Here is a 23,495-nt window from a genome sequence, read left to right on the forward strand (position 1 = left end):
TGTTATTTAATGCACAAATAATAAGATAAAAATTAGTGAAATATCTGATAGCAGGATATGGAATACATAAGTAATATTCAGAGCACACATGAGAGGTGTTTTTGTTCTTGATTTATTAGTAGGGTACGTTAAATAAGTTATTTTATTGTTTTTAACGATACAGCTGTATTAATGAGTTATGTGTATAGTTAATTATTATGTTATTTAATGCACAAATAATAAGATAAAAATTAGTGAAACATCTGATAGCAGGATATGGAATACATAAGTAATATTCAGAGCACTACATGAGATGAGAGGTGTTTGTTCTTGATTTATTAGTAGGGGTACGTTAATAAGTTATTTTATTGTTTTTAACGATACAGCTGTATTAATGAGTTATGTGTATAGTTAATTATTATGTTATTTAATGCACAAATAATAAGATAAAAATTGGTGAAATATCTGGTAATAGTATATAGGAATACATAAGTAATATGCTGTTCAGGTATATTAATAAGAATATTTATTCTCAACTTATACTTGTTAGTAGGATGTTATTTTCAAAAAACTAATCCAATAAAAGTGGTTTAACTTGGGACTCTATATTAGCTAATTTTGATTATTCTTTGCTAAGGCTACATTTAAATATATTCTTATATTTTGGTAGCAGTACTAGTATAGCAACAGTATTGCTAATTAATATCAGTGATATAGAAATGTCAGCTATGTCCCACAGAAGCTGCACTGTTCCTAGTGCTCCTATTGGTATTATTATAGTATATAGAATTTTCCAAATTTTTATACATAAAGTGTCTTTTCCATCTGTGAGATAATATAGAGTGCTTTTAGCACAGACAAACCATGTGAAAATAGTTGTAAATGAAAAGCAAAACATTATTACTATGATAACATAATTTATATATTCTGAATTAAATGCAGATTTAAATGCAGCTATACACATATTGGTACTTTCAAGAGGTCCAAGCCATGTATTAGTGACAAGTATAACAAGAGTTGTGATCAATGTAATAATGACTACTATAAATGGGGAGATTAAAGAAATAAAACTTTGATGTATATTGAAGTCTTTACTGTTGCTATTTATAGAAGAGTGAACCATACCTTCTAGTCCTAGTCCTATGTCTGTTGCAAATATACCTCTAAGAGTTCCTACTTGAATTATATGGAATGTTTCTAATATAAATGCCCCTATCATCCCTGATTTAAAACTTTCAAATGTGAGGAAATTAGAAAAAATTAATTTTATAGAAGGTATAATATTTTCATTAAACTTGTATAGTACAAAAGATGCTAATGCTATATATGCTATAGCCATTGTTGGTACAAGTTTTGAAATTAATGCTGTAATGATTTCCAGTCTTAATATTGTAACAGCAAAGAATACTACACACATGAATAATCCTGCTATTATTGGAGGTTTATTAATTAATTCCATTGGTATTGATAGAGAGTTAACTTGAACAAAATTACCTATTGTAATAGAACATATAAGCATAAGTATAGTAAAAAATATCACAGCTTTTCTTGTTTTAAATGCATGTTTAAAATATATAGCTGGCCCTCCAATGTATTGCTTATTGATTTTTACTCGTGTTTCTATACTTATATAACAAGTTACATATTTGATGATTGAACATAGAATTACTACAATGACCATCCATAAAGCAAATCCTGGATTTCCTGATTTTAATGCAACTGCTGTACCTGAGATATTTCCAACACCTAAATTTCCGCCTATTATTGTACATAATGCAGCAATAGAAAAGGATTTATCACGATATTTTTTCATTGTGATTAATGATATTGCACTTGGGAATTTTGTAATTTGTAAGAATTTGGATTTTATTGATAAATAAATACCAGTAAATAACAGCAAAAACACTGCTGGAAAAGATAACACTAAATTTAACATATTCATAGCTACTTCATGCAAACTAAAACAAGAAAAATTTTTATGACACCAAACTAATTATTTAAAATTTTTTAAGAGTGTAAATGTGGAGCATTTAGATAACTTATCAACCTCAATGACATTTCTTTGAAACTTACTTTTGGTGTGTATCTATTACCAATTAATATATAATAGTACCCTCTAATGGCATACTTAACAAGAATACTTTGTGCCAATACACGAAAACGCCTTTTGATTTTATTACGTATAACAGCTTTACCAACTTTCTTACTTACTGTAAATCCAACTCTAACGTATCCACCTTCTAAAGCACCACTAGGCTCCTTAACAGCTTGCAAAAACAACCCACTACCTCCTATAGAAGTACCATTATCCCTTGCAAATAGAAAACACTTTCTTTTTCTTACTGTAACTATACCTTTTAAGCGCATAAAACACGACGACCCTGAGCACGTCTGCGATTTAAAATCCTTCTTCCCATTTTAGTTGACATCCTTGATCTGAAGCCGTGCCTACGTTTGCGTACAATTCTACTAGGCTGAAAAGTCCCTTTCATATTAGAATTTCCTAATAAGTGTTAAAACTACATTTTAAAGGCTATATGGTGTTATAGTATTTGTCAAGAAGGATGTTTGGTAATTTTTATTATATAAAAGAATAATTTCTCTTAGCTAAGGTCGTTCTATAGAATACTAAAATTACCGCTATAAATTCATAGTTCATTAGAAAAGGATCATTTAAGATGAACGTATGGTCTTTTTTTATTTTTTGTTAAAGTGGTGATTATGTATATAATTACACAAGTTACTGCTTTCTATATTTCAGTTGATGTTAAGAGAATATATGTTGTGTAAAATAAAAAGTATTATGTCTAATTTTGGAGAATATCAGTTGTTGTTAAGATTACATAGCGTAGAAGTAATTTTATTGCTGATATTTCCTAGTTTGGCCAGTATAGCTTTAGTATCTTATAGTGTATTAGGGGCTTGTGGTTATATGCTTTTATGTTCTTTAGGAGCGTTTATCATGAGATCAGCTGGATGCATCATTAATGATATTTTTGATAGGGAAATAGATGCGAAAGTAAAAAGGACAAAAAATAGACCGTTAGCAAATAATAGTCTAAGTGTTTTTCAAGCATTAAAAATATTGATGATACTTTTATTGTGTGCAGGCATATTGCTTGTATTTACTAATATGTATACTGTTAAACTTAGCGTGATATCAATGGTATTAATTATTTTATATCCGTTAGCTAAAAGATGTTTCCCTTGGCCGCAGTTAGTGCTTGGAGTAGTTTTTAATGTTGGAGTATTAATGGGATGTACTATGACTGTTGGTCATTTAACATTGAGTTGTGTATTGCTTTATATAGGATGTATTTTTTGGACAATAGGTTATGATACCATATATGCTTTACAAGATAAAGAATATGATATCAAGTTAGGGGTGCAATCTACTGCAGTAAAATTTGGTAGTGATGTTAGGTTGTGGATTGGACGATTATATATGATTACTGTTACGATGTGGACTTCTGCTGGTATAATTTCTGTGTTACATCCTGTCTTCTATATGGCAATTCTGCTTATTGTCGTAATTTTCTATTATCAGTATAAAAAATCAGATTTTGACAACCCCGAAAAATGTGTGTATATGTTTAAAGTGAATATATATGTAGGATTAATTTTGTTTCTAGGTACTGTGCTTGGTAGGCTACTTTGAGTGATTTTTAAGTAGTACTGTAGTTGTGTGGTGGGTGATGTAGATAAATGCAGGTTGGTGATTTTTCTAAGGCTTATATTAAGTCTTGCTTAAGTGAATTTGTTACTGGTATAACAGTTGTGACTACAGTTAGTCGTAGTGGTAGTATGCATGGAATTACTGTTAATTCGTTTAATTCTGTTTCTTTAGTTCCACCTATGGTATTGTTTTCAATTGAGAAGTCTGCTTCTAGGTTTGAAATATTTCATACATGTTCAAGGTTTATTGTTAATATACTGAGTGATAAACAAAAAAGTATATCTCAAGATTTTGCAGAGTCTGACGTAAAAAGTTGGAAAGATTTTAATTATAGTGTTATGGATGGTATTCCAATTATTGATGGGGTAATATCGTATATATATTGTGCTAAAAAACATGTATATGATGGTGGAGACCATAAGATTATAGTTGGGGAGGTTATAAGTTGTTCAAAGCTGAATAGTAATGATAAGCCACTAGTGTATTATAAAGGTAAATATATGATTATAGGAGGCATGTTATGACAAAAGTAAACATAGGAATAGTTGGTTGTTTGGGCAAGCAAGGCAGACGATTAGTTAATGAAATATCGGCAAGTCCTTATGCTCAAGTAAGTGCAGGTCTTGTTCGTCCAGGTAATCCACATGTCGGACAAATCTTAGGGGAAGTTGTAGGATGTGATTGTTGTGCTAAAATTACTGATTCTTTAGAGCATCTTTTTGAAGTTTCAGATATTGTTGTGGAATTTACTAATCCTATAACACTGTTGGAATGTATCCAAATGGCTGAAAATAAGAGAAAGCCTCTCTTAAGTGGTACTACTGGCCCAGCTGTTACAGAAATGGTTTTTGAAGATTATATAAAGAATATACCATTTTTATGGACTACAAATGTAAGCTTTGGTGTTAATATACTTGCAAGATTAGTTGAAGAAGCTGCAAAAAAGCTATTTGATTATGATGTTGAAATCTGGGAAATGCATCATAGATATAAGAAAGACTCTCCATCTGGTACATCTTTAATTTTAGGAAGAGCTGCAGCTAAGGGAAGAAATGTTCCATTTAAAATGGCTCAATACGTAGGGGGTACTCCACAAGAAGCTAGAAAAGATCTTAATACTATTGGATATGCTGTATCTAGGGGTGGTGCTGATTTGAGTGACCACAGAGTTATGTTTGTGAGTGATGAAGAGATGATAGATTTTAATCATAGAACATTAAATAAGAACCTTTATGCAAAAGGAGCTTTAAAAGCTGCATTGTGGTTAGTAAAGCAACCTCCTGGTGTATATACAATGTCAGACATGATGGCTACTATAGAGTAGTTTTTAATTAGGGTTAATATGTCACAGCAGATTCATGCTTCAGCTAAAAATTTAAGTTTATGGTACGATGCTAACCAAATCTTATATGATATAAATTTGGATATATATAAAAGAGAAGTTACAGCTTTTATAGGTCCTTCAGGATGTGGAAAATCTACTTTCTTAAGGTGTTTCAATCGTATGAATGATTTTATATCGAATTGTAAAATTAAAGGTAGTTTAAATGTTGATGATATAGGTGTTTACTCTGTTAACACAAACGTAGTTCTTCTTCGTGCAAAAGTTGGTATGGTTTTTCAAAAGCCTAATCCTTTTCCTAAGTCTATATATGATAATGTAGCCTATGGGCCGAAATTACACGGGTTAGCTAAGAATAAAAAGAAGTTAGACGAAATTGTAGAAAAAAGTTTAACAAGTGTTGGTTTGTGGGAAGAGTTGTGTGATAGATTAAAAGACAATGCTTTTGAATTATCAGGGGGGCAACAGCAACGCTTGTGTATAGCGCGTGCTATTGCAGTGAGGCCAACGATGTTGCTTATGGATGAACCATGTTCTGCTCTTGATCCTGTGGCTACAAATGTGATTGAAAATTTGATTCAAAACTTAAAAAAGAATTTTACTATTATTGTAGTGACTCATTCTATGAAACAAGCTAAAAAGATCTCTGATAGAGTAGCAGTTTTTGATTCTGGAAAAATAGTTGAGTACAATACTACTCAGGAGATTTTTCAAAATCCGCAGTCAAGTAAGACTCAAAGATATATAGTAGATCAGTTGTAATAGTACTTAATATCAAATAGATTTAGATTCATTATGCTTGTAAAATATGTGATATGATAGTAATTTGTGGTTGTTGAAGAATAGTGAAGTGTAAACTGGCTAGGTAGATTTTTCAGAATCTGCAGCAAAGTTCAAAGATATAGCATAGTAGGTTATAGTAGTATTTATGCTGTATAGTTATATAAGTTTAGGGTTATCATGTTTGTGAAAATTTTTGATAAACTAGCAGTTTTTAGCTATAAGTGGATAGTGAAAGTATAAGCTGACTAAGCAGATTTTGTTAAGATTCACAATAGGTAAAATGCAAAAAATCGATTTTTCTGTATATAATATTATCATATTATATGATGTGATATGATAATTAGTGTAGTGGTAGATATGTGAGAAAATTATTATGTGTGGTGGAGTTATTTATAACCAAGCTATATACTGCCGTATTGAGATAATGGCAACATTATATTGTTATTATTATTGCAGTAGCTAATAGTTGTGTTTGTATGTGGTTTATAATTGTATGATTGCAATAAATAATGAATTATCAGGATAGGAGAGTTTAAATTGAGTCCTTAATAGAACGTGGTGTAGTTCAAAACTTTCCTAGTGCTACTTAAAAAGTTTATTTATAATGTTACTAATATTTGTTATAACCCTTGTTAAATTTCATATTACTACAAGTATTTTAGCATGATGTTGATTAGGAAAATTTGTTAATTGTTTTAAGATTAACTTTTTACTGTATAACCCACTTATTTTGTTCTTCTTCTAATCTATTATTTAGTATTGCTTTTCTAATAGATTGCATTAAGTTATTCATAAAATATATATTGTGTATGCTGATTAAGCTGTAAGCTAATAATTCTTGTGCTTTTAAGAGATGGTGTATATATCCTCTTGAATGGTGACAACATGTAAAACATATGCACTCTGGTTCTATAGGGTTTGTATCTACTTTAAATCTTTTATTTTTCAGATTTATATATTCTTTATTGCGTGCCTGTTCTGTTCTGTGCTTTGGTTTTACTAATGCTCCACCATGTCGAGCTATTCTTGTTGGATATACACAGTCAAAAGTATCAATACCTACTTTTACTCCTTGAAATATGTCATCAATATTACCTATTCCTAATAAATGAATAGGACGATTTTTATCTAGGTTGCTTGTTGTTAATGAAACAATGTCATACATTTGTTGTTTACATGCTCCTAGTGATCCACCAATTGCATGTCCGAAGAATGGCATATCATTTATAAAACTGCAGCTATTGATTCTGAGATCTTCATAAACTCCACCTTGAATTATTCCGTATAATGCTTGAGAATTGTCATTATTTTTTTTGAATTGATCAATACATCTGACAGCCCATCTATGACTCATATTCATTGATTTTTTTGTGTAATCATAGCTGACATGGAATGGAGTACATTCATCTAGTACAACAATTAAATCTGCACCTAGTTTTTGTTGAATCTGTATAGATTTTTCTGGAGTTAAATGATATAAACTGCCATTTATATAAGATTTAAATACAGCTCCTTCTTCACTAATAGAAATTAAGGTTCTTGAAGCATGATTTCTTCCTGCACTCTTGATTTCATCTGATACTGAACCATATCCTAAGCTAAATATTTGATATCCACCTGAATCTGTAAGCATTGGTTTATTCCAACCGGTGATTTTATGTAAACCTCCTAATTTTTCAATGATGTCTTCACCAGGTTGTAGCATTAAGTGGTAAGTATTGGATAATATAATTTGTGTATTTGATTCTTTGATTTTTGATATATCAACGGATTTTATAGCTGCTTTTGTAGCACAGAATATAAAAGCCGGGGTATCGATTACACCATGAGGAGTAAATATGGTACCTAGTCGTGCATTATTGTGTTGGTGTGTAATTTTAAAGTTAAAATTTTTATACATAAATAACTAAGAGATTCAATATTTAATGATAGTATTTAAATTATTTTCTAAGTTTTTGCTAGGTGTTAATTGAAAAATATTTGCTAATTTATACGTTTTCAATGATAATGTAAGCTAACGTTTTTAATTTTGGAGTTATATTAATGGCTGTACCAAAAAGAAAGAAGTCAAAGTCACGTCGTAATATGCACCGTTCACACTGTAGATTGAAAATTCCTAATATTGGGATTGACAAGACAACAGGAGAATACAAGTTGTCTCATCATATATGTTTGGGTGGATATTATAATGAGAAACAGATATTAGAAGTAGATAGTAGTAATGCGTAGTTAATTTAGTTTTTTTGGGAAGTATATAAATGAGCATAATATCAATTGCAGTAGATGCTATGGGTGGGGATTTTGCTCCTGAAGCAGTAGTAAGCGGATTAGATTTTGCTTTAACAAATTTATTAGATGACCGAAATGTTTCTTTTAATATATATGGACAGGAAAGCCAAGTTTTACCTATATTAGATAAATATAAAAATGTTAAGAATTATAGTTCGTTTATTAATACTCCGGAAGTAGTATTGGCGAATGATAAGCCATCTTTTGCTCTCAGAAAACGTAGATCTTCTAGTATGTGGTGTGCAATTGATAGTATAAAAAATAATGTAACATCTGCAGTTGTGTCTTCTGGTAATACAGGGGCTTTAATGGCTATTTCGCGTTTTTTATTAGGAACACTGCCTAATATAGACCGTCCAGCTATTTGTACTGCGCTTCCTTCTAGAGGAGGTGAAGAATTTGTATTCTTAGATTTAGGGGCTAATATTGATTGTAGTTCGAGCTCTTTATTTCAATTTGCTATTATGGGTAGTGCTTTCGCAAAGGCTGTATTGAATATTCCTAAACCTAAAGTAGCATTACTAAATGTTGGACAAGAAGAAGTTAAAGGTACAGGTGTTATAAGAGAAGCGTTTTTATTATTAAAACAAATTGAAAATAAAATAAATTTTTGTGGGTATATTGAACCTATTGATATGCTGGAAAGTAAGGTTGATGTTGTAGTTGCCGATGGATTTTCTGGAAATATTGTATTAAAAGTAACTGAATCTCTTGCATATACTTTTAAGTCAATTTTTGAAAAATCAGTTGCTAGTTCTATGATAACGAAATTTGCAGGATTGTTGTTGAAATCTAGTATGAAAAAAGGTTTCATGAGGTTTAATCCTAAAATGTATAATGGAGCTATGTTAGTAGGGTTAAATGGTGTTGTAGTAAAAAGTCATGGAAATGCTGATAAAGTAGCTTTTGCTAATGCTATTAAGGTAGCCGTAAATGCTGTGCGTAATGATATCGATGCTAAAATTATTCATGAATTAAATTAATGTTGTCCTATGAAAAGATCTGTTCTGTTAGGGATAGGCTCATATTTGCCTAAGAAGATATTAACAAATGATGAGCTTGCTTTAGCTGTTGAAACTAGTGATGAGTGGATAGTAAAGAGAACTGGCATAAAGCAAAGGCATATTGCTGAAGATAATGAAATGACTTCAGATATGGCAGCGAGTGCAGCAAGATCAGCTTTAAATGACGCATGTGTTCATAAAGATGAAATTGGGTTAATTATTGTTGCTACTACTACTCCAGATAGAACTTTTCCCAGTTGTGCTACTATAGTTCAAAATAAGTTAGAATGTAAAAAAGCGTTTGCTTTTGATATTCAAGCGGTGTGTTCTGGGTTTATATATGCAATATCTGTTGCTGATAATTTTATTAAGTCTGGTCAGGTAAATACAGCTTTAGTTATAGGAGCTGAAATTATGTCTAGGATTTTAGATTGGCAAGATAGGTCAACATGTGTTTTATTTGGTGATGGGGCAGGTGCAGTAGTTTTAAGCAATAATTCTGAAAGGGATGATGGTATTATGTCAACTGTTTTACATTCTGATGGAGCTTTCTGTAATTTATTATATACTAGTGGTGGTACTGCATATAATGGTGTTGCTGGTACGATATGTATGAGTGGTACCGTTGTATTTGAACATGCAATTGAAAAATTGAGTTCTTCTATACTTGAAATTCTGAATCAAAATGGTTTAGAAATAGGTGATGTTGATTGGTTTATTTTGCATCAGGCTAATGTTCGTATTATTGAATTGGTTGCACGCAGACTCAAGATACCTTATGAGAAAATGGTTGTTAGTGTTGATCAACATGGCAATACTTCTGCAGCATCAATTCCTTTAGCATTATCTTATGCAAAGGATTCTGGAAGATTGAAAAAGCAGGATATTGCTGTGTTGGCAGCAATAGGTGGTGGTTTTACTTGGGGTGCGTGTTTAATACGTATTTAATTTAATAAAGCTTCTTATAAAGCGTTGGTATATGTGTTTTGTATTATTGCTTTTTAGAAATTTTATTAACAAGAAGAAAAATACATGATAGCTAATTTGATTATTATTTATATCAGTTGTTTATAGTAAAATGACATGTTTTTATAGTATAATAGATAACTATATATTTTTTGTTGAATAGAATAAGTTATATGTAAATTACTGTCTTCTTAGTTTTTTAAAAAAATCTGTTATGAGTTTTATATTTTCCTCTTCTAATATTCCACCATATACTTCTGGTATATGATGACAAAATTGGAGAACTCTAGCTCCATTTTCAATTGCTCCATATTTTTTATTATAAGTTCCAAAGTATAATCTACGTATCTTAGAAAATGATATTGCTTGTGCGCACATTGCGCATGGTTCTAAAGTCACGTATATATCACATTGATTTAATATATGAGTAGATAATATTTTACATGCCTTTCTTATAGCCAAGATTTCTGCATGAGCAGTTGGATCTATGTTGTGTATGTTTGAGTTATTAGCGAAAGATATTACTTTATTGTTATGTACTATAACTGCTCCTACTGGTACTTCTGATAGATCTTCTTGTGCTTTTGAAATTGCTAATTTCATATATGTATAGTCGAACACTGTTTTTATTGTTTACTCAAAATTAGTATTATATAATAGAAAAAATTTGATGAATATTTTATATTCAAATAAAGGGACTGGTTACTATTTTGATAAAATTATGATATAATACATGCGTAGGACTTTTATATATTTTTATGTATTTTAATATTCTTATTTATTTAGTTATAGCTTTGGGTATCTTAGGTGTTTGTGTTACCTTATTTATTTTCTGTAGAAGTTGTATATATGAGAATATTTTAAAGATATTTATTGATAATGATTATGAAGATCAGTTAACAGATGAAGAAAAATGTAAAAGGTATATAGAAAAAAAAAAGAAAGAGCTTATTAAACATCAAATGTTAGAGAGTGCTCTTGCTAAAGACCAAGTAGAATATAAAAGTAATATTAAAGTCATTAATGTTATACAACCAATAGGTCAGTGGACTAAGCTTGTAATGTCGGAGAAGTTGCAAAAGTTTGCTGGTTTGAAATTTAATAAGGAGCAAACAGGATTTTGGCAAATGTTTATAAGTATGAGGTCTCTATCTCAAGGAAAGCATAGAGGAAGATCTAAATAGTTATGTGGTACTTTATTTTGCATAAATCTAAAATAATTTAGGTAAATCTACATCTTGTGAGCCATTATTATTGTATCATAATGTTGAACAGAACATAAAATTTATGATTCCTTATAATTTAAGAGAATTTTAGTTTTTTATGCATAAAACCTAGAAAATAATTTTAGATATAAATTACATATTGCATAGCAGTGATTGTTGTGCACTGTATGTAATGTGTTTAATCATAAAATTTATTGTAAATCTAATAAATAAGAATATTGAATTTTCGAATAAAGGTTGATGTTGTCAATTCATGTAATAATTTGTTGTATCATATGTAAGGTAAGTAGCATGTGTTATGTTACGAAAATGTAAAATTCATTTTTTAATGTTAAGTGAACCAGGTATAACAATTTTCTGATATATTTTATAAAAGAATAAGTTGTGAAAAAATTTTTATTCATGAATCTATGGAATGATAGTACAATCAGACAAGTTTTATTAATGGGATAAAATTATCATTGTAATTCCGAGTTTGTTGTATTCTTATTATTGATAAATAAGTATATGCGGAAAGAAGTCTTAGTGTTCAACGGTTATTCGAGAATATACTGATAATTTTTTTTAAGTTGTTAGCAATTGTAAGGTGTTGTAAATAGATTATAGCCGAATAGTTAATTTTTTATCTTAAATTGTAGGGATATTACTATTGAGAGGGTATTTTGGAATTAAAGTCAAACACTAATAAAAATTTTGGTCAATTAATGTCTGAGCTTCCTTGTAATATTGAAGCTGAGCAGATATTATTAGGTTCAATGTTGCGTGATAATAGAATTTGTGATGCAGTTGAAGATATAATAACAAGTGATGTGTTTTTTGATGCTCTACATCGACGTATTTTTGAACAAATAGTAAAAATTAATAAGCGTGGGTTAGTTGCTAACGAAGTTAGCTTGAAGATGTTTTTTGATAATGATGAAGATTTAATTGAATCTGGTGGGGTTGAGTATTTAGCAAAAATTGCAGCAAAAGCTAGTGTAATTTTTGATATTAAGAATGTTGCAAATATAGTTGTTGATGCTTATTTGAGGAGATGTCTTATTTCATTTGGGCAAGATTTAATTAGTGGGGCGTATGATTATGATGTTGATAACTCTGCGATTTATCAAATAGAGAATGCTGCACAAAAGTTATTTTTACTTGGTAATCAAGGAAAATCTGATAAAACCTATCATCAATTTGCACTTTTAGTTGCGAATATTCAAAAAAGGATAGAGTTTGCAAAAAGTAATGAAGGAGTTTTACAAGGTGTATCTGTAGGATTTCGTGATTTAGATCAGCTGCTAAATGGATTGCAGAAATCTGATTTGCTTATTTTAGCTGCACGTCCATCTATGGGGAAGACAGCTTTAGCAATAAATATGGCGTTAAATGCATGTAAAATTTTAAGTAATAGTAGTCAATATAATGGCCAACATGTTGGCTTTTTTTCATTAGAAATGTCAGCAGAGCAGTTAGCTTCTAGGGTTATAGCTATTGAATCAAATGTGAGTTCTTATAAAGCATTATCTGGAAAAATTAGTGGTGAAGAACTCAAGAAAGTACTTGATGCAAGTACTAAAGTGTGTAATTTACCATTAATTATTGATGATTCATCTAGTATATCTATAAGTAGCTTGAGAACTAGAATTAGAAGAATGCATCAACTATATAATTTAGAAGCTGTTTTTATAGATTATTTACAATTAATTAAGGGTACGACTAAGCGCAGTGGAGAGAATAGGGTTCAAGAAGTATCGGAAGTAACACAAGGACTAAAAGCTATTGCAAAAGAATTAAATATACCAGTTGTAGCTTTATCTCAGTTATCAAGGTTAGTTGAACAACGTGATGATAAGAAACCTCAATTGTCAGACTTAAGAGATTCTGGTAGTATAGAGCAAGATGCTGATGTTGTAATGTTTTTGTATAGAGAAGAGTACTATGAGCTCAGAAAACAACCATCTGAAGGTACAGCTAAGCATGTTGAATGGCAAGAGAGGATGAATTCAATAAGTAATGTTGCAGATATATTGATTTCAAAGCAGCGTAATGGCCCAATTGGTAATATTAAGTTATTCTTTGAAGCGGAAAAAGGTAGATTTAAAGATTATACAGCAAGATATGATCCTGCGGATTTTAATTTTTAGAATGCTTATTTGTGTATTATTATCGGTATTTAATCTATGTGGTTATGGTGTAAACAGTACCGTTATTTTCTAAGTAAAAAGTACTGGATAGAATAAGTAAATTTGCTTTTATAATGTTAAGCTTAAAGTAGTATATTGCAATGTTGATCTTAGATGCCTAATATGCTGCATCATTGGTATATAATGAAAAGTCTAACTATAAAAATTATAGTTAGTTGTATATGTAGTGGGATGTTCTTAGAAAAGGATTTTTTTAATTATGGTAGAAATATTTAATACAATATTGGCGTTTGGGAAATGAAGAATTTTATTCACGATAAATAATTATATAAACTGTATATGATGAGATATTTCAAAGGACAGATATTTGAATTACTAATGAATTTTTGATAATTTTAAGACTAGGAAAATTTATATTGGATATTTGACTTAGGATATGGTGTGTATCTTTGTTTATAGATATATGAGAAATCAGTTGTTTATAATTGGCATGAGCAATTTTATAAATAAACATTAGTTTGATGTAATTGTAATAAAGTAATTTTATATTTATATTAGAGCAATTTAAAATAGACAATTATATTAGAGTAGTGGTGTATATGTTATTTAGAAAATTTATTTTTTACGAATTAATTTATATCTAAATTTTATCATGAGTAAAAAAGCAGGGATTATAGGAGCAGGGTTAGTAGGTAGATTACTAGCATTAAGGTTATTACGTGATAATTGGCAGGTTACTTTGTTTGATAAGTTTGGTAAAAATGACAGGCAAAGTTGTGGTGCTATTGCTGCAGGTATGCTTGCTTTATATTCAGAATCAGAAAAAATGGAACAAGTTGTTTTTGAGTTAGGTATAAAATCATTAAATCTGTGGCCGGAAATTCTCAGTGGTATATTAGGCAATACTTCTTTTAAAATGCTTGGAAGTGTAATAGTAGCTCATAGAAATGACATGCCGGATCTTGAAAGAATGATGATGTTTATAAAAGAAAAGTCACACCTTAGTAATTTACAGATAATAGATGAGAATGCTTTAAAACTGCTTGAACCTGATCTCTCATTTCCTTATGGATTGTATATACCAGGAGAAGCTCAAATTGATAGTGCCCAATTCTTTTATAATATAATGTGTACTTTAGAACAATATAATGTGATTTGGTATGAACATGTTGTTGTCAATGAACTTGCAAATGAAGTTGTGTTTCTAGAAAATGGCAAAGAATATAAATTTGATTTTGTCTTTGATTGTCGAGGTATAGGAGCAAAAAATGATTTGCCTAATCTAAGAGGAGTTAGGGGTGAAGTGTTATTATTATATGCTCCACAAGTTAGTTTAAACAGACCAGTTAGAATGGTGCATCCAAGATATAGTATATATATAGTTCCTAGGCAAAATTCTCAATTTGTTGTTGGGGCTACTGAAATAGAAAGTTCAGATATGTCTGAGGTTTCAGTGCAATCTGTATTAGAGTTGTTATCTGCAGCTTATTCGGTACATAGGGGTTTTGCTGAAGCAAGAATTATAGATATGTCAAGAAATTGTAGAGCAGCATTTTTTGATAATTTACCTAAAATATATGTTCAGAATAATCTTATAAGGATTAATGGTTTATATCGTCATGGGTATTTGTTGGCTCCATCTTTAATAGAAGAATTAGTATTATTCCTTAATGGGAATTTAAATAATAATTCTTCAATTTTTGAAATAATTAACTAATGTACAGGATAATAATAAGTGTTGGAATTTAGTTTTTTACATATGTATATGGGTTAGGAGAATATAATTATTAGTCTTAAAGGAGTAGAATTATATTGTTAGGTGCGTAGGAATTTAGTATGTTGATAAATGCAGAATTTTTGAATTGAAAATGTTGCTGACTAAGCTGGAATTCTTTATTTCTCTGTTTTTAAATAGTTTTGTTATGTGACTATTTAATAGCTTGTGAGAGATGTCATTTAATAATGCTTATACCAATTATTTTAATGCTGTTTTGATCAAAATTTTCAGATTTTTCAAAATTAGTAAAAAGTTTAGGGTATACAATGATAGAACATGTCGTATCTCTATTTCATATTAACAAATCATAATTCTAATATCAGTTACAAGAGGAATTTGATTTTTACCAGTTATTTTATTGCTGTAATTGATTGTATATATACTTCAATAGCTTATGAGAAATGTCATTCAATAATACTAATATCAATTATTTTTTGATACTGTTTTCATCAAAATTTTCGGATTTCTCAAAATTTGTAAAAAGTTTAGGAGATACAATGATAGAACATGTCGTATCTCTTTAACAAATCATAATTCTAATATCAGTTACAAGAGGAATTTGATTTTTCCAGTTATTTTATTGCTGTAATTGATTGTATATATACTTCAATATCTTATGAGAAATGTTATTCAATAATACTAATATCAATTATTTTTGATACTGTTTTCATCAAAATTTTCGGATTTCTCAAGATTTGTAAAAAGTTTAGGAGATACAATGATAGAACATGTCGTATCTCTTTAACAAATCATAATTCTAATATCAGTTACAAGAGGAATTTGATTTTTCCAGTTATTTTATTGCTGTAATTGATTGTATATATACTTCAATAGCTTATGAGAAATGTTATTCAATAATACTAATATCAATTATTTTTGATACTGTTTTCATCAAAATTTTCAGATTTTTCAAAATTAGTAAAAAGTTTAGGGTATACAATGATAGAACATGTCGTATCTCTTTAACAAATCATAATTCTAATATCAGTTACAAGAGGAATTTGATTTTTCCGGTTATTTTATTGCTGTAATTGATTGTATATATACTTCAATAGCTTATGAGAAATGTCATTCAATAATACTAATATCAATTATTTTGATACTGTTTTCATCAAAATTTTCGGATTTCTCAAAATTGGTAAAAAGCTTAGGAGATACAATGATAGATCGTGTCATATCTGATCTCATATTAATAAGTCCTAATTCTATTGCAAGAGGAGCTTCATTTTTTCCAATATCTACTTTTAATTCTTGATTTGCTAATATTACTTTTCCATTTGATTCACGTATGCTGTATCTCACGCTTACATTATCACCGCAACGTATTTTATTGACGGTGCCTTCATAGTTTTCAATAATATTGTTAAAAATTAATATATCATTGGCCTCGTCTGGATATGATGAGTCAATAGATATTAAATTTACATAGTACTGTTCTTTAAAATTTCCTTCTTGATCTGTTAGCATAATGATACGCTGACCTTCTTCTTTCATACCTTCTATTGTATAATTTAGTTCTTTTATAATGCTCTCTCCTAGTTTAAATGTTACTTCTTGTGGAATATTTTTTAATGCTTGAGAAAAGGTATTTTTGTTGTTTGGATCATATACAAACTTGTGTATTGTTGCCGAAATGTTTTGTCCGCATAATACTTTTTTACCGTTTCCTTCTACAATATCATGTATTTTGAAAAGATCTGGTTTTATAATTTTATGCTTGATATGTTCTAAGTAATCAACCAATCCATTTATTTTTATATAATAGTCAATACGAGATTCAATAATTGGTCTTAATAATTGATATCCTATTGTATGTGTTAGGGAGTGTTTAACATTAATCTTGTATAGTTTGCTGGGGTTATCTGTATGGTTGAATATTGTTTTTGTATATAGCATTGTTAATGCCTTTCCTATCAACATTACAGTTATTAGAGTAAGACAGATATATAATAACCTAGAAAGTATCTTTTTCATGTTTTATAAATTTCTTATAACCCTGGCTAAACTGTGTAGAATAGCTGCTTTGTGTGAAAAAATAGTTAAATATTCGATTGATTTATCTATTAGACTACTCGCATAGTTTTTAGCATCTTCATTGTTTAGTACATTAAGAATGTTGTTTTTGGATTTGTCTTGGTCTGCATCAGCAACATCATCCTTTATTTGAAAAGCATGTCCAAGATTTAATCCATAATTAGTCAAAGCATTTAATTCAATATTTGATGCATTTCCTAATATTCCTCCTAATTCACATGCCACGGCAAAAAACTGAGCTGTTTTTAACACGTGTATAGCTTGTATATCATTTATGTCTTTTGCTGTAGTTTCTGTATCAAGTATTTGTCCTTGTATCATACCATGGTAGCCTAAAGCTTTAGCTAATGCTTTTATCATGCAACAACGTATAAAAGGTGATTCGTCAATTGTTGATAATATTTCAAATGCTAAAGTTAATAATGCATCACCAGTTAATATTGCTATTGCTTCATTGAATTTTTTATGGGAACTTGCTTGTTCTCGACGTATGTTTGCATTATCTATGCTTGGTAAATCGTCATGTATTAATGAATAGACATGTATGATTTCTACAGCTGCACTGACAGGTAGAATCCTATCTATGTTTACGTTGAATATTTGTGCAGAAGCATTAACAAGGAAAGGGCGTATATGCTTGCCAGGTGCAAACATAGAGTACCTCATAGAGGTTAATAATATATCTTGATTGTTTTCTGGTAAAATACTTTCTAGTTTTTTTATAAGTAAGCTACTGTGGTGTTTTATTAAATCTGATATATCGTGATACAAGGTTTCCTCTAAACATTATTCCCTTTGTATCGAAGATTATAAAAGTCTAAAAATAATATGCAATGTAATTTATAGTAGTTACTGGGGAAAGATTTAGAATGTTTAATATTATGTGCATTTTGTTGTGTTATGTAAGAATGGTATCATTTTTAATAAATATTTTATATGATGGATGTGTTATGTATGTATTTAGAAATGAGTAGATTGTTAACAATAATGTTTGACTATGCTGACATTCAATTTTATAATCAGCTAATATGACTCCTTCGTCTAGTGGTCCAGGACCCCACCCTTTCACGGTGGTAACGCGGGTTCGACTCCCGTGGGAGTCACTTTTATTTTTTTCTTTATAATTTTACACACTTATACGTCACACTTATTTCCCTAATGAAGGTATTTATTGTATTAAGTCATAGTAATTATTAGATAGTTTACAGTGTAATTTTTTTAATAGATGTTTTTCATTTCTATATATTGTGTTTTATATAGTAAATATATACAATATGTATGTATGGGCAATAATTCTTATAGTATACATAAGGTTTGAATGGTAAAAGAGGTAGAGATTATGAGGACAGTAATTGTTGATTATGCAAGAGATAATAATCTTACAGCTTTTGGTAAGGCTGTGTTATCTGATAGGTATTTACTTGAAAATGAAGATTATCAGCAATTATTTGTGAGGATTTCTGAATATTATTCAGATAATCCAGAGCATGCACAAAGGTTATATGATTATATGAGCCAATTATGGTTTATGCCTGCTACTCCTATATTAAGTAATGGTGGTACAAATAGAGGATTGCCAGTTTCGTGTTTTTTAAATGAAACAGAAGATAGTTTAAGAGGTATTGTTAATTTATGGAATGAAAATGTGTGGTTAGCATCGAAAGGTGGTGGTATAGGAAGTTATTGGGGAAATTTACGTTCTATAGGTGAAAAAGTACGTGGTAGTGGTAAAACTTCCGGTATTATACCGTTTATCGTAGTACAAAATGCTTTAACCTTAGCAATTAGTCAAGGATCATTACGCCGAGGTAGTTCTGCTGTATATTTACCTGTTTGGCATCCAGAAATTGAGGAATTTTTGGATTTAAGGAAACCAACAGGAGGTGATCCTAATAGAAAAGCATTGAATATACATCATGGGGTTGTATTATCAGATAAATTCATGAGATGTGTAGAAAATGATGAACCATGGGATTTGATAAGTCCTAAAGATCAATCAGTGCTTTTTACTGTAAAAGCGCGTGATATCTGGATAAAAATTTTAACAACAAGAGTTGAAACAGGGGAGCCATATATATTATTTATTGATCAGGTTGATAACAATAAACCTGAAATTTATAAAAAACTGAATTTAGACATAAAGATGTCTAATTTGTGTACAGAAATAACTCTTACTACTGGATATGATCATTTAAATAAGTCACGTACTGCTATATGTTGTCTTGCATCATTGAATCTTGAATATTATGAGCAATGGAAAGATAATTCGTTGTTTATTGAAGATGTTATGAGATTTCTTGATAATGTATTAACTGATTTTATAGAGAAAGCTCCTAGTGAAATGGAAAGAGCAAAATATTCAGCAATGCGTGAACGTAGTATAGGTGTTGGAGTAATGGGATTTCACTCGTTTTTGCAAAGTAAAATGATACCGTTTGAGTCTGTGGCAGCTACAATATGGAATAAGAAAATATTTTCTCATATAAAAAAGCATGCTGATATTGCATCTTATAATATTGCGATGGAAAAAGGTTCCTGTCTTGATGCACAAGATGCTGGTATTATAGAAAGATTTGTAAATAAGTTATCTATTGCTCCTACTGCGTCGATTTCTATTATTGCTGGTAATACTTCTCCTGGTATTGAACCATATGCAGCAAATGTTTTTATACATAAAACTTTAACTGGTTCTTTTATTGTACGAAATAAGTTTTTACAGAAATTGTTAAGACTAAAAGGTAAAGATAATGAGCAAGTATGGTCTTCTATTTCAACTAATGAGGGGTCTGTGCAACATTTAGATTTTTTGACTGAAGAAGAAAAATTAATATTTAAAACTGCATATGAACTTGATCAGAGGTGGATAATAGAACATACAAGTGATAGGTCAGAGTATATATGTCAGGCACAATCTGTTAATATTTTTCTGCCTGCGAATGTTCATAAAAGGTATTTACATAAAATACATTTTCTTGCTTGGAGGAAGGGATTAAAAAGTTTGTATTATTGTAGATCAAAATCAATCCAGCGTGCAGATAAAGTATCTCATGGGGCATTAGAAAAATCAGTAGAACAATATAAGCAGATTACAAATTTTGATTATAATGAGTGTTTATCTTGTCAGTAGTATGACATTCTTGTTATGCTCTCTTTGTGACTGTAGTTAAAATTTGTTAATGCTATACCTCGAACTAATCAGGTGTTTATTACATTAGTATGTATTATCAGTGCAAAAATTAGTATTTCGTATTTATAGTGTCAGTTTAAGGAATTAATTTTGTTATTAAAGTTCATTCTCAGGAACACATGTATGCTAAAAGTTTTAGATATGACTTATTTTTAAGTAGTATAATCAATAATGTGTGAAGTATTAGCTATAAATATTATGCTGTGGTACAGTATGATGATTTTAAGTAATATATACTAAAGATATGAGATTGTGGGGAGAATATTTTTAATGTAAGTGGTATGTTGTATAGAAACATTGATGAATTTATTAAAGTTATAGACAAGACAAAAAGGATAATGGGTTTAGATTTTGGAGAAAAAAAAATAGGGATAGCTTTGAGTGATAGAACAAATTTAATAGCCATGCCCTACAGTGTATATATGAGAAGAAGTACTAGGAAAGATTTAGGTAGTTTATATAGTATTTTTGTAGAAAATGGGGTAGGTTCAATAATTATAGGTTGGCCAATTGAGTTAAATGGGTTAGAAAATGAGTTATGTCAGAAAGTAGTTCTGTTTGCAAATCGAATTATAGCAAAGTATAATATTGATGTTTATTTACATGATGAAAGATATAGTACTGCCATGGCTACAAGAGTAGCAAAGTTAGCTAATATTAAGAGGAAGGAATCTCAAGCAATTGATGATAAAATCTCAGCTGTGTTAATTTTACAACAAGTGCTTGATATGATAAAAATTTATCAAATGTAGATATAGAAAAATATCTATAAGTAGTATTAATATGGTGATGAGTGTATTGAAAAAATCAATATTTGGTCTCTCAATCATTATTTTTTAATTGTGTATGTATTGTGAAAAAATGTGAAATGTTAGATTTCTATGTTATGTTTTGGAATCAATAACTTAAAAAGTGGTAATAATGTTGCTACTTAAACATACAGGGTTTCGATTATTTGATCCTTTATCTATTTTTACGGATGTAAGTTATCTATAATGTGAAATGTTAGATTTCTATGCTATGTTTTGAAATCAATAACTTAAAAAGTGGTAATAATGTTGCTACTTAAACATACAGGGTTTCGATTATTTGATCCTTTATCTATTTTTACGGATGTAAGTTATCTATAATGTGAAATGTTAGATTTCTATGCTATGTTTTGGAATCAATGACTTAAAAAGTGGTAATAATGTTGCTACTTAAACATACAGGATTTTGATCATGTGCTTTTTTTCATCAAACAACTATCAAATTTGCATCAATATAAATTTATTGTTGTCTATATTTTTGCTACATGCTTTGGATTTTTTATTTAGGGGTACATTGTAAAGTAAAGCTTTTTTTAGTGTTACAGTAATTAATACAATTTTTTAAGTATTAATGATCGCAGAAATATAGCATTTTTTATGCTTAATGTAATCATAAAGTTGAGCTTAGGTATTTTTCATAATGTGCTCTGCAAAAAGTCACTATTAAGTATGATCATGGAATTTCTTTCTGGACCTGTAGAAATTAAATGAACAGGAACTTTTAGAATTTCTTCTATTTTTTTTATATATGATATAGCGTTTTGTGGTAAATCCTTATGTGATATACTACCAAATGTACTTGTTTGCCATCCAGGAAGTGTTTCATATATTGGTTCTAGATTGCTTTGTATATAATGTGAAGCAGGAATATAATCGTATATTTTGTCTCCGTACTTATATTTTACACATATTTTTATTTCACTGAATTGATCCAATACATCAAGTTTGGTTATAACCAACCCTGATACCCCAGATAACATGATTGCTTGTCGTGCTAATACTGCATCAAACCATCCACACCTTCTTTGTCTATTACTTACAGTTCCTAATTCTTTTCCTGTTTCAAACATGATTTTTCCGATATCATTATTTTGCTCAGTAAAAAATGGACCATTGCCGACTCTTGTTGTATAAGCTTTTACTAATCCTAGTATATGAGATTTGTTGGATGGATTGATTCCGCATCCAACCCATGCTTGTGATGCTATAGTATTACTTGATGTAACGAAAGGGTATGTCCCGTGATCAATATCTAGGAATGTCCCTTGTGCTCCTTCAAAAATTATAACCTTGTTTTGTTGTGTTAAATTATATAGTATTTTCCATACTGGTTGAACAAATGGTAAAATTTTTGGGGCAATATTTAACAGCTCGTTAACGATATCCTCTGCTTGTATAGGTGGAGTATTAAGATTTTTTCTTAGTAAATTGTGGTAACTTAGAAGATGATTTACTTTATTGTATAATAAGTCTTTTGTGTCTAGTAAGTCACATACTCTAATAACCCTCCTGCTAATTTTATCTGCATAGCATGGACCAATTCCTTTATTTGTGGTTCCTATAGTGTCTTGTCTAAGTTGTTCAAAGAACACGTCTGCTTGTTTATGTACACTTAGCACTAATGGACAAGATTCTGATATTACAAGATTTTGAGCAGTAATGTTGATACCACTACTTTTCAAATTATCGATTTCAGAAACAAGTGCATAAGGGTCTAAGACTACTCCATTCCCTATTATCGATAACTTATCATTTTGTAAAACAGAAGATGGAAGAAGGTTTAATTTATATACTTTATCATTTATTACTATAGTATGTCCTGCGTTATTGCCTCCTTGAAACCTAACTACAGCATCTGCATTAGTAGATAGCCAGTCTACAACTTTTCCTTTTCCTTCATCACCCCATTGTAACCCTATAACTACTATATTCACCATGGCTTTTCTGTATAAATCCCAAGTCACACTAACAAAATAAAGAAATTGTGTCAAATAATTTAGTAATCAAAGTATTTTGCCTATATAATTTTTTATGTTGATTTTCAAGAAATTTGTTAAATTTCAATATTCGGGAGTCATATATTAGTAACTTAAGTAAATACGTATACTTTGGTTAATAAGGAGAGGAAGGTGATAATAATGCTTCTTAATTAATATTTTTTTTAGAGAGAAATACATTACTTTCTACATATAAAAAAGTATCTATAGAAAGTGTGTGTTTCCTGTGAATTTGATGGTGGAAATGACAGATATTTATAAAGGGTCATTTCAATTATTTTTTACCTTTACTACTAC

20 protein-coding genes and 1 tRNA gene are annotated in these 23,495 nt (G+C 29.7%); 13 read left to right on the forward strand and 8 right to left on the reverse strand.

Going from position 1 to position 23,495, the window contains the following annotated elements:
* Positions 1-601: 601 nt before the first annotated feature.
* From EHF_RS01695 to rpmH, 3 genes are all read right to left on the reverse strand, one after another.
* Positions 602-1,921, reverse strand: coding sequence for an alanine/glycine:cation symporter family protein (locus tag EHF_RS01695; RefSeq protein WP_044194453.1), 1,320 nt, complete (start codon positions 1,919-1,921; stop codon positions 602-604).
* A gap of 65 nt (positions 1,922-1,986) precedes the next feature.
* Complete coding sequence (gene rnpA / locus EHF_RS01700; RefSeq protein ID WP_044194457.1) at positions 1,987-2,346, reverse strand: ribonuclease P protein component; 360 nt, start codon at positions 2,344-2,346, stop codon at positions 1,987-1,989.
* Positions 2,337-2,471, reverse strand: coding sequence for a 50S ribosomal protein L34 (gene rpmH / locus EHF_RS04570; RefSeq protein WP_011304695.1), 135 nt, complete (start codon positions 2,469-2,471; stop codon positions 2,337-2,339). Before rpmH ends, rnpA begins: the two co-directional genes overlap by 10 nt.
* 311 nt (positions 2,472-2,782) lie before the next feature.
* Between rpmH and ubiA the strand changes: the two genes are divergently transcribed.
* The 4 genes from ubiA to pstB are packed head-to-tail and all read left to right on the forward strand — an operon-like array spanning position 2,783 to position 5,759.
* Complete coding sequence (gene ubiA / locus EHF_RS01705; protein WP_232228965.1) at positions 2,783-3,637, forward strand: 4-hydroxybenzoate octaprenyltransferase; 855 nt, start codon at positions 2,783-2,785, stop codon at positions 3,635-3,637.
* A 47-nt stretch (positions 3,638-3,684) separates the two neighbouring features.
* The gene (locus tag EHF_RS01710; RefSeq protein ID WP_044194470.1) at positions 3,685-4,179 is read left to right on the forward strand and encodes a flavin reductase family protein; all 495 of its coding nucleotides are present in this window, start codon (positions 3,685-3,687) and stop codon (positions 4,177-4,179) included.
* Complete coding sequence (gene dapB, locus EHF_RS01715) at positions 4,176-4,979, forward strand: 4-hydroxy-tetrahydrodipicolinate reductase (RefSeq protein ID WP_044194473.1); 804 nt, start codon at positions 4,176-4,178, stop codon at positions 4,977-4,979. The genes EHF_RS01710 and dapB overlap by 4 nt, the downstream gene beginning before the upstream one ends.
* A gap of 18 nt (positions 4,980-4,997) precedes the next feature.
* Positions 4,998-5,759, forward strand: a complete 762-nt coding sequence (gene pstB, locus EHF_RS01720; protein WP_044194476.1) for a phosphate ABC transporter ATP-binding protein PstB — start codon at positions 4,998-5,000, stop codon at positions 5,757-5,759.
* Between the two features lie 730 nt (positions 5,760-6,489).
* Here the strand turns inward: pstB and tgt are convergent.
* Complete coding sequence (gene tgt, locus EHF_RS01725) at positions 6,490-7,680, reverse strand: tRNA guanosine(34) transglycosylase Tgt (protein WP_044194478.1); 1,191 nt, start codon at positions 7,678-7,680, stop codon at positions 6,490-6,492.
* Positions 7,681-7,823: 143 nt separating this feature from the next.
* On the opposite strand from tgt, the gene rpmF reads away from it, so the two are divergent.
* The 3 genes from rpmF to EHF_RS01740 are packed head-to-tail and all read left to right on the forward strand — an operon-like array spanning position 7,824 to position 10,021.
* The gene (rpmF, locus tag EHF_RS01730) at positions 7,824-8,009 is read left to right on the forward strand and encodes a 50S ribosomal protein L32 (protein WP_044194481.1); all 186 of its coding nucleotides are present in this window, start codon (positions 7,824-7,826) and stop codon (positions 8,007-8,009) included.
* A gap of 29 nt (positions 8,010-8,038) precedes the next feature.
* Complete coding sequence (plsX, locus tag EHF_RS01735) at positions 8,039-9,052, forward strand: phosphate acyltransferase PlsX (protein WP_044194484.1); 1,014 nt, start codon at positions 8,039-8,041, stop codon at positions 9,050-9,052.
* 9 nt (positions 9,053-9,061) lie between these two features.
* Positions 9,062-10,021, forward strand: coding sequence for a beta-ketoacyl-ACP synthase III (locus EHF_RS01740; protein WP_044194487.1), 960 nt, complete (start codon positions 9,062-9,064; stop codon positions 10,019-10,021).
* Positions 10,022-10,219: 198 nt separating this feature from the next.
* Here EHF_RS01740 and EHF_RS01745 read toward each other — a convergent pair whose 3' ends face one another.
* Positions 10,220-10,642 (reverse strand): nucleoside deaminase, encoded by a 423-nt coding sequence (locus EHF_RS01745; RefSeq protein WP_044194490.1) that lies wholly within the window; start codon positions 10,640-10,642, stop codon positions 10,220-10,222.
* A gap of 155 nt (positions 10,643-10,797) precedes the next feature.
* Between EHF_RS01745 and EHF_RS01750 the strand changes: the two genes are divergently transcribed.
* The 3 genes from EHF_RS01750 (at position 10,798) to EHF_RS01760 (ending at position 15,111) form a co-directional block, all read left to right on the forward strand.
* A complete protein-coding gene (locus EHF_RS01750) occupies positions 10,798-11,223 on the forward strand; it encodes a hypothetical protein (protein ID WP_044194493.1) in 426 nt (141 codons plus the stop codon).
* Between the two features lie 746 nt (positions 11,224-11,969).
* Positions 11,970-13,394, forward strand: a complete 1,425-nt coding sequence (locus tag EHF_RS01755; protein WP_044195835.1) for a replicative DNA helicase — start codon at positions 11,970-11,972, stop codon at positions 13,392-13,394.
* 652 nt (positions 13,395-14,046) lie between these two features.
* Positions 14,047-15,111, forward strand: coding sequence for an FAD-dependent oxidoreductase (locus EHF_RS01760; RefSeq protein ID WP_044194495.1), 1,065 nt, complete (start codon positions 14,047-14,049; stop codon positions 15,109-15,111).
* Positions 15,112-16,239: 1,128 nt separating this feature from the next.
* Here EHF_RS01760 and EHF_RS01765 read toward each other — a convergent pair.
* Complete coding sequence (locus EHF_RS01765; protein ID WP_044194498.1) at positions 16,240-17,145, reverse strand: hypothetical protein; 906 nt, start codon at positions 17,143-17,145, stop codon at positions 16,240-16,242.
* Positions 17,146-17,148: 3 nt separating this feature from the next.
* Positions 17,149-17,976, reverse strand: a complete 828-nt coding sequence (locus EHF_RS01770) for a polyprenyl synthetase family protein (RefSeq protein ID WP_232228966.1) — start codon at positions 17,974-17,976, stop codon at positions 17,149-17,151.
* Between the two features lie 259 nt (positions 17,977-18,235).
* Between EHF_RS01770 and EHF_RS01775 the strand changes: the two genes are divergently transcribed.
* The 3 genes from EHF_RS01775 to ruvX all read left to right on the forward strand — a co-directional run bounded on the left by EHF_RS01775 (position 18,236) and on the right by ruvX (position 21,144).
* A tRNA-Glu gene (locus EHF_RS01775) sits at positions 18,236-18,308 on the forward strand.
* 236 nt (positions 18,309-18,544) lie between these two features.
* Positions 18,545-20,332, forward strand: coding sequence for a ribonucleoside-diphosphate reductase subunit alpha (locus EHF_RS01780; protein ID WP_044195841.1), 1,788 nt, complete (start codon positions 18,545-18,547; stop codon positions 20,330-20,332).
* A 341-nt stretch (positions 20,333-20,673) separates the two neighbouring features.
* Positions 20,674-21,144: a Holliday junction resolvase RuvX gene (gene ruvX, locus EHF_RS01785; protein WP_044194500.1), complete on the forward strand. Its 471-nt coding sequence runs from the start codon at positions 20,674-20,676 to the stop codon at positions 21,142-21,144.
* Positions 21,145-21,836: 692 nt separating this feature from the next.
* Here the strand turns inward: ruvX and EHF_RS01790 are convergent.
* Positions 21,837-23,138 (reverse strand): adenylosuccinate synthase, encoded by a 1,302-nt coding sequence (locus EHF_RS01790; protein ID WP_044194503.1) that lies wholly within the window; start codon positions 23,136-23,138, stop codon positions 21,837-21,839.
* Positions 23,139-23,495: the final 357 nt, after the last annotated feature.

Origin of the sequence: Ehrlichia japonica, assembly GCF_000632845.1 — a bacterium.
GTDB classification, from domain to species: Bacteria; Pseudomonadota; Alphaproteobacteria; order Rickettsiales; family Anaplasmataceae; genus Ehrlichia; species Ehrlichia japonica.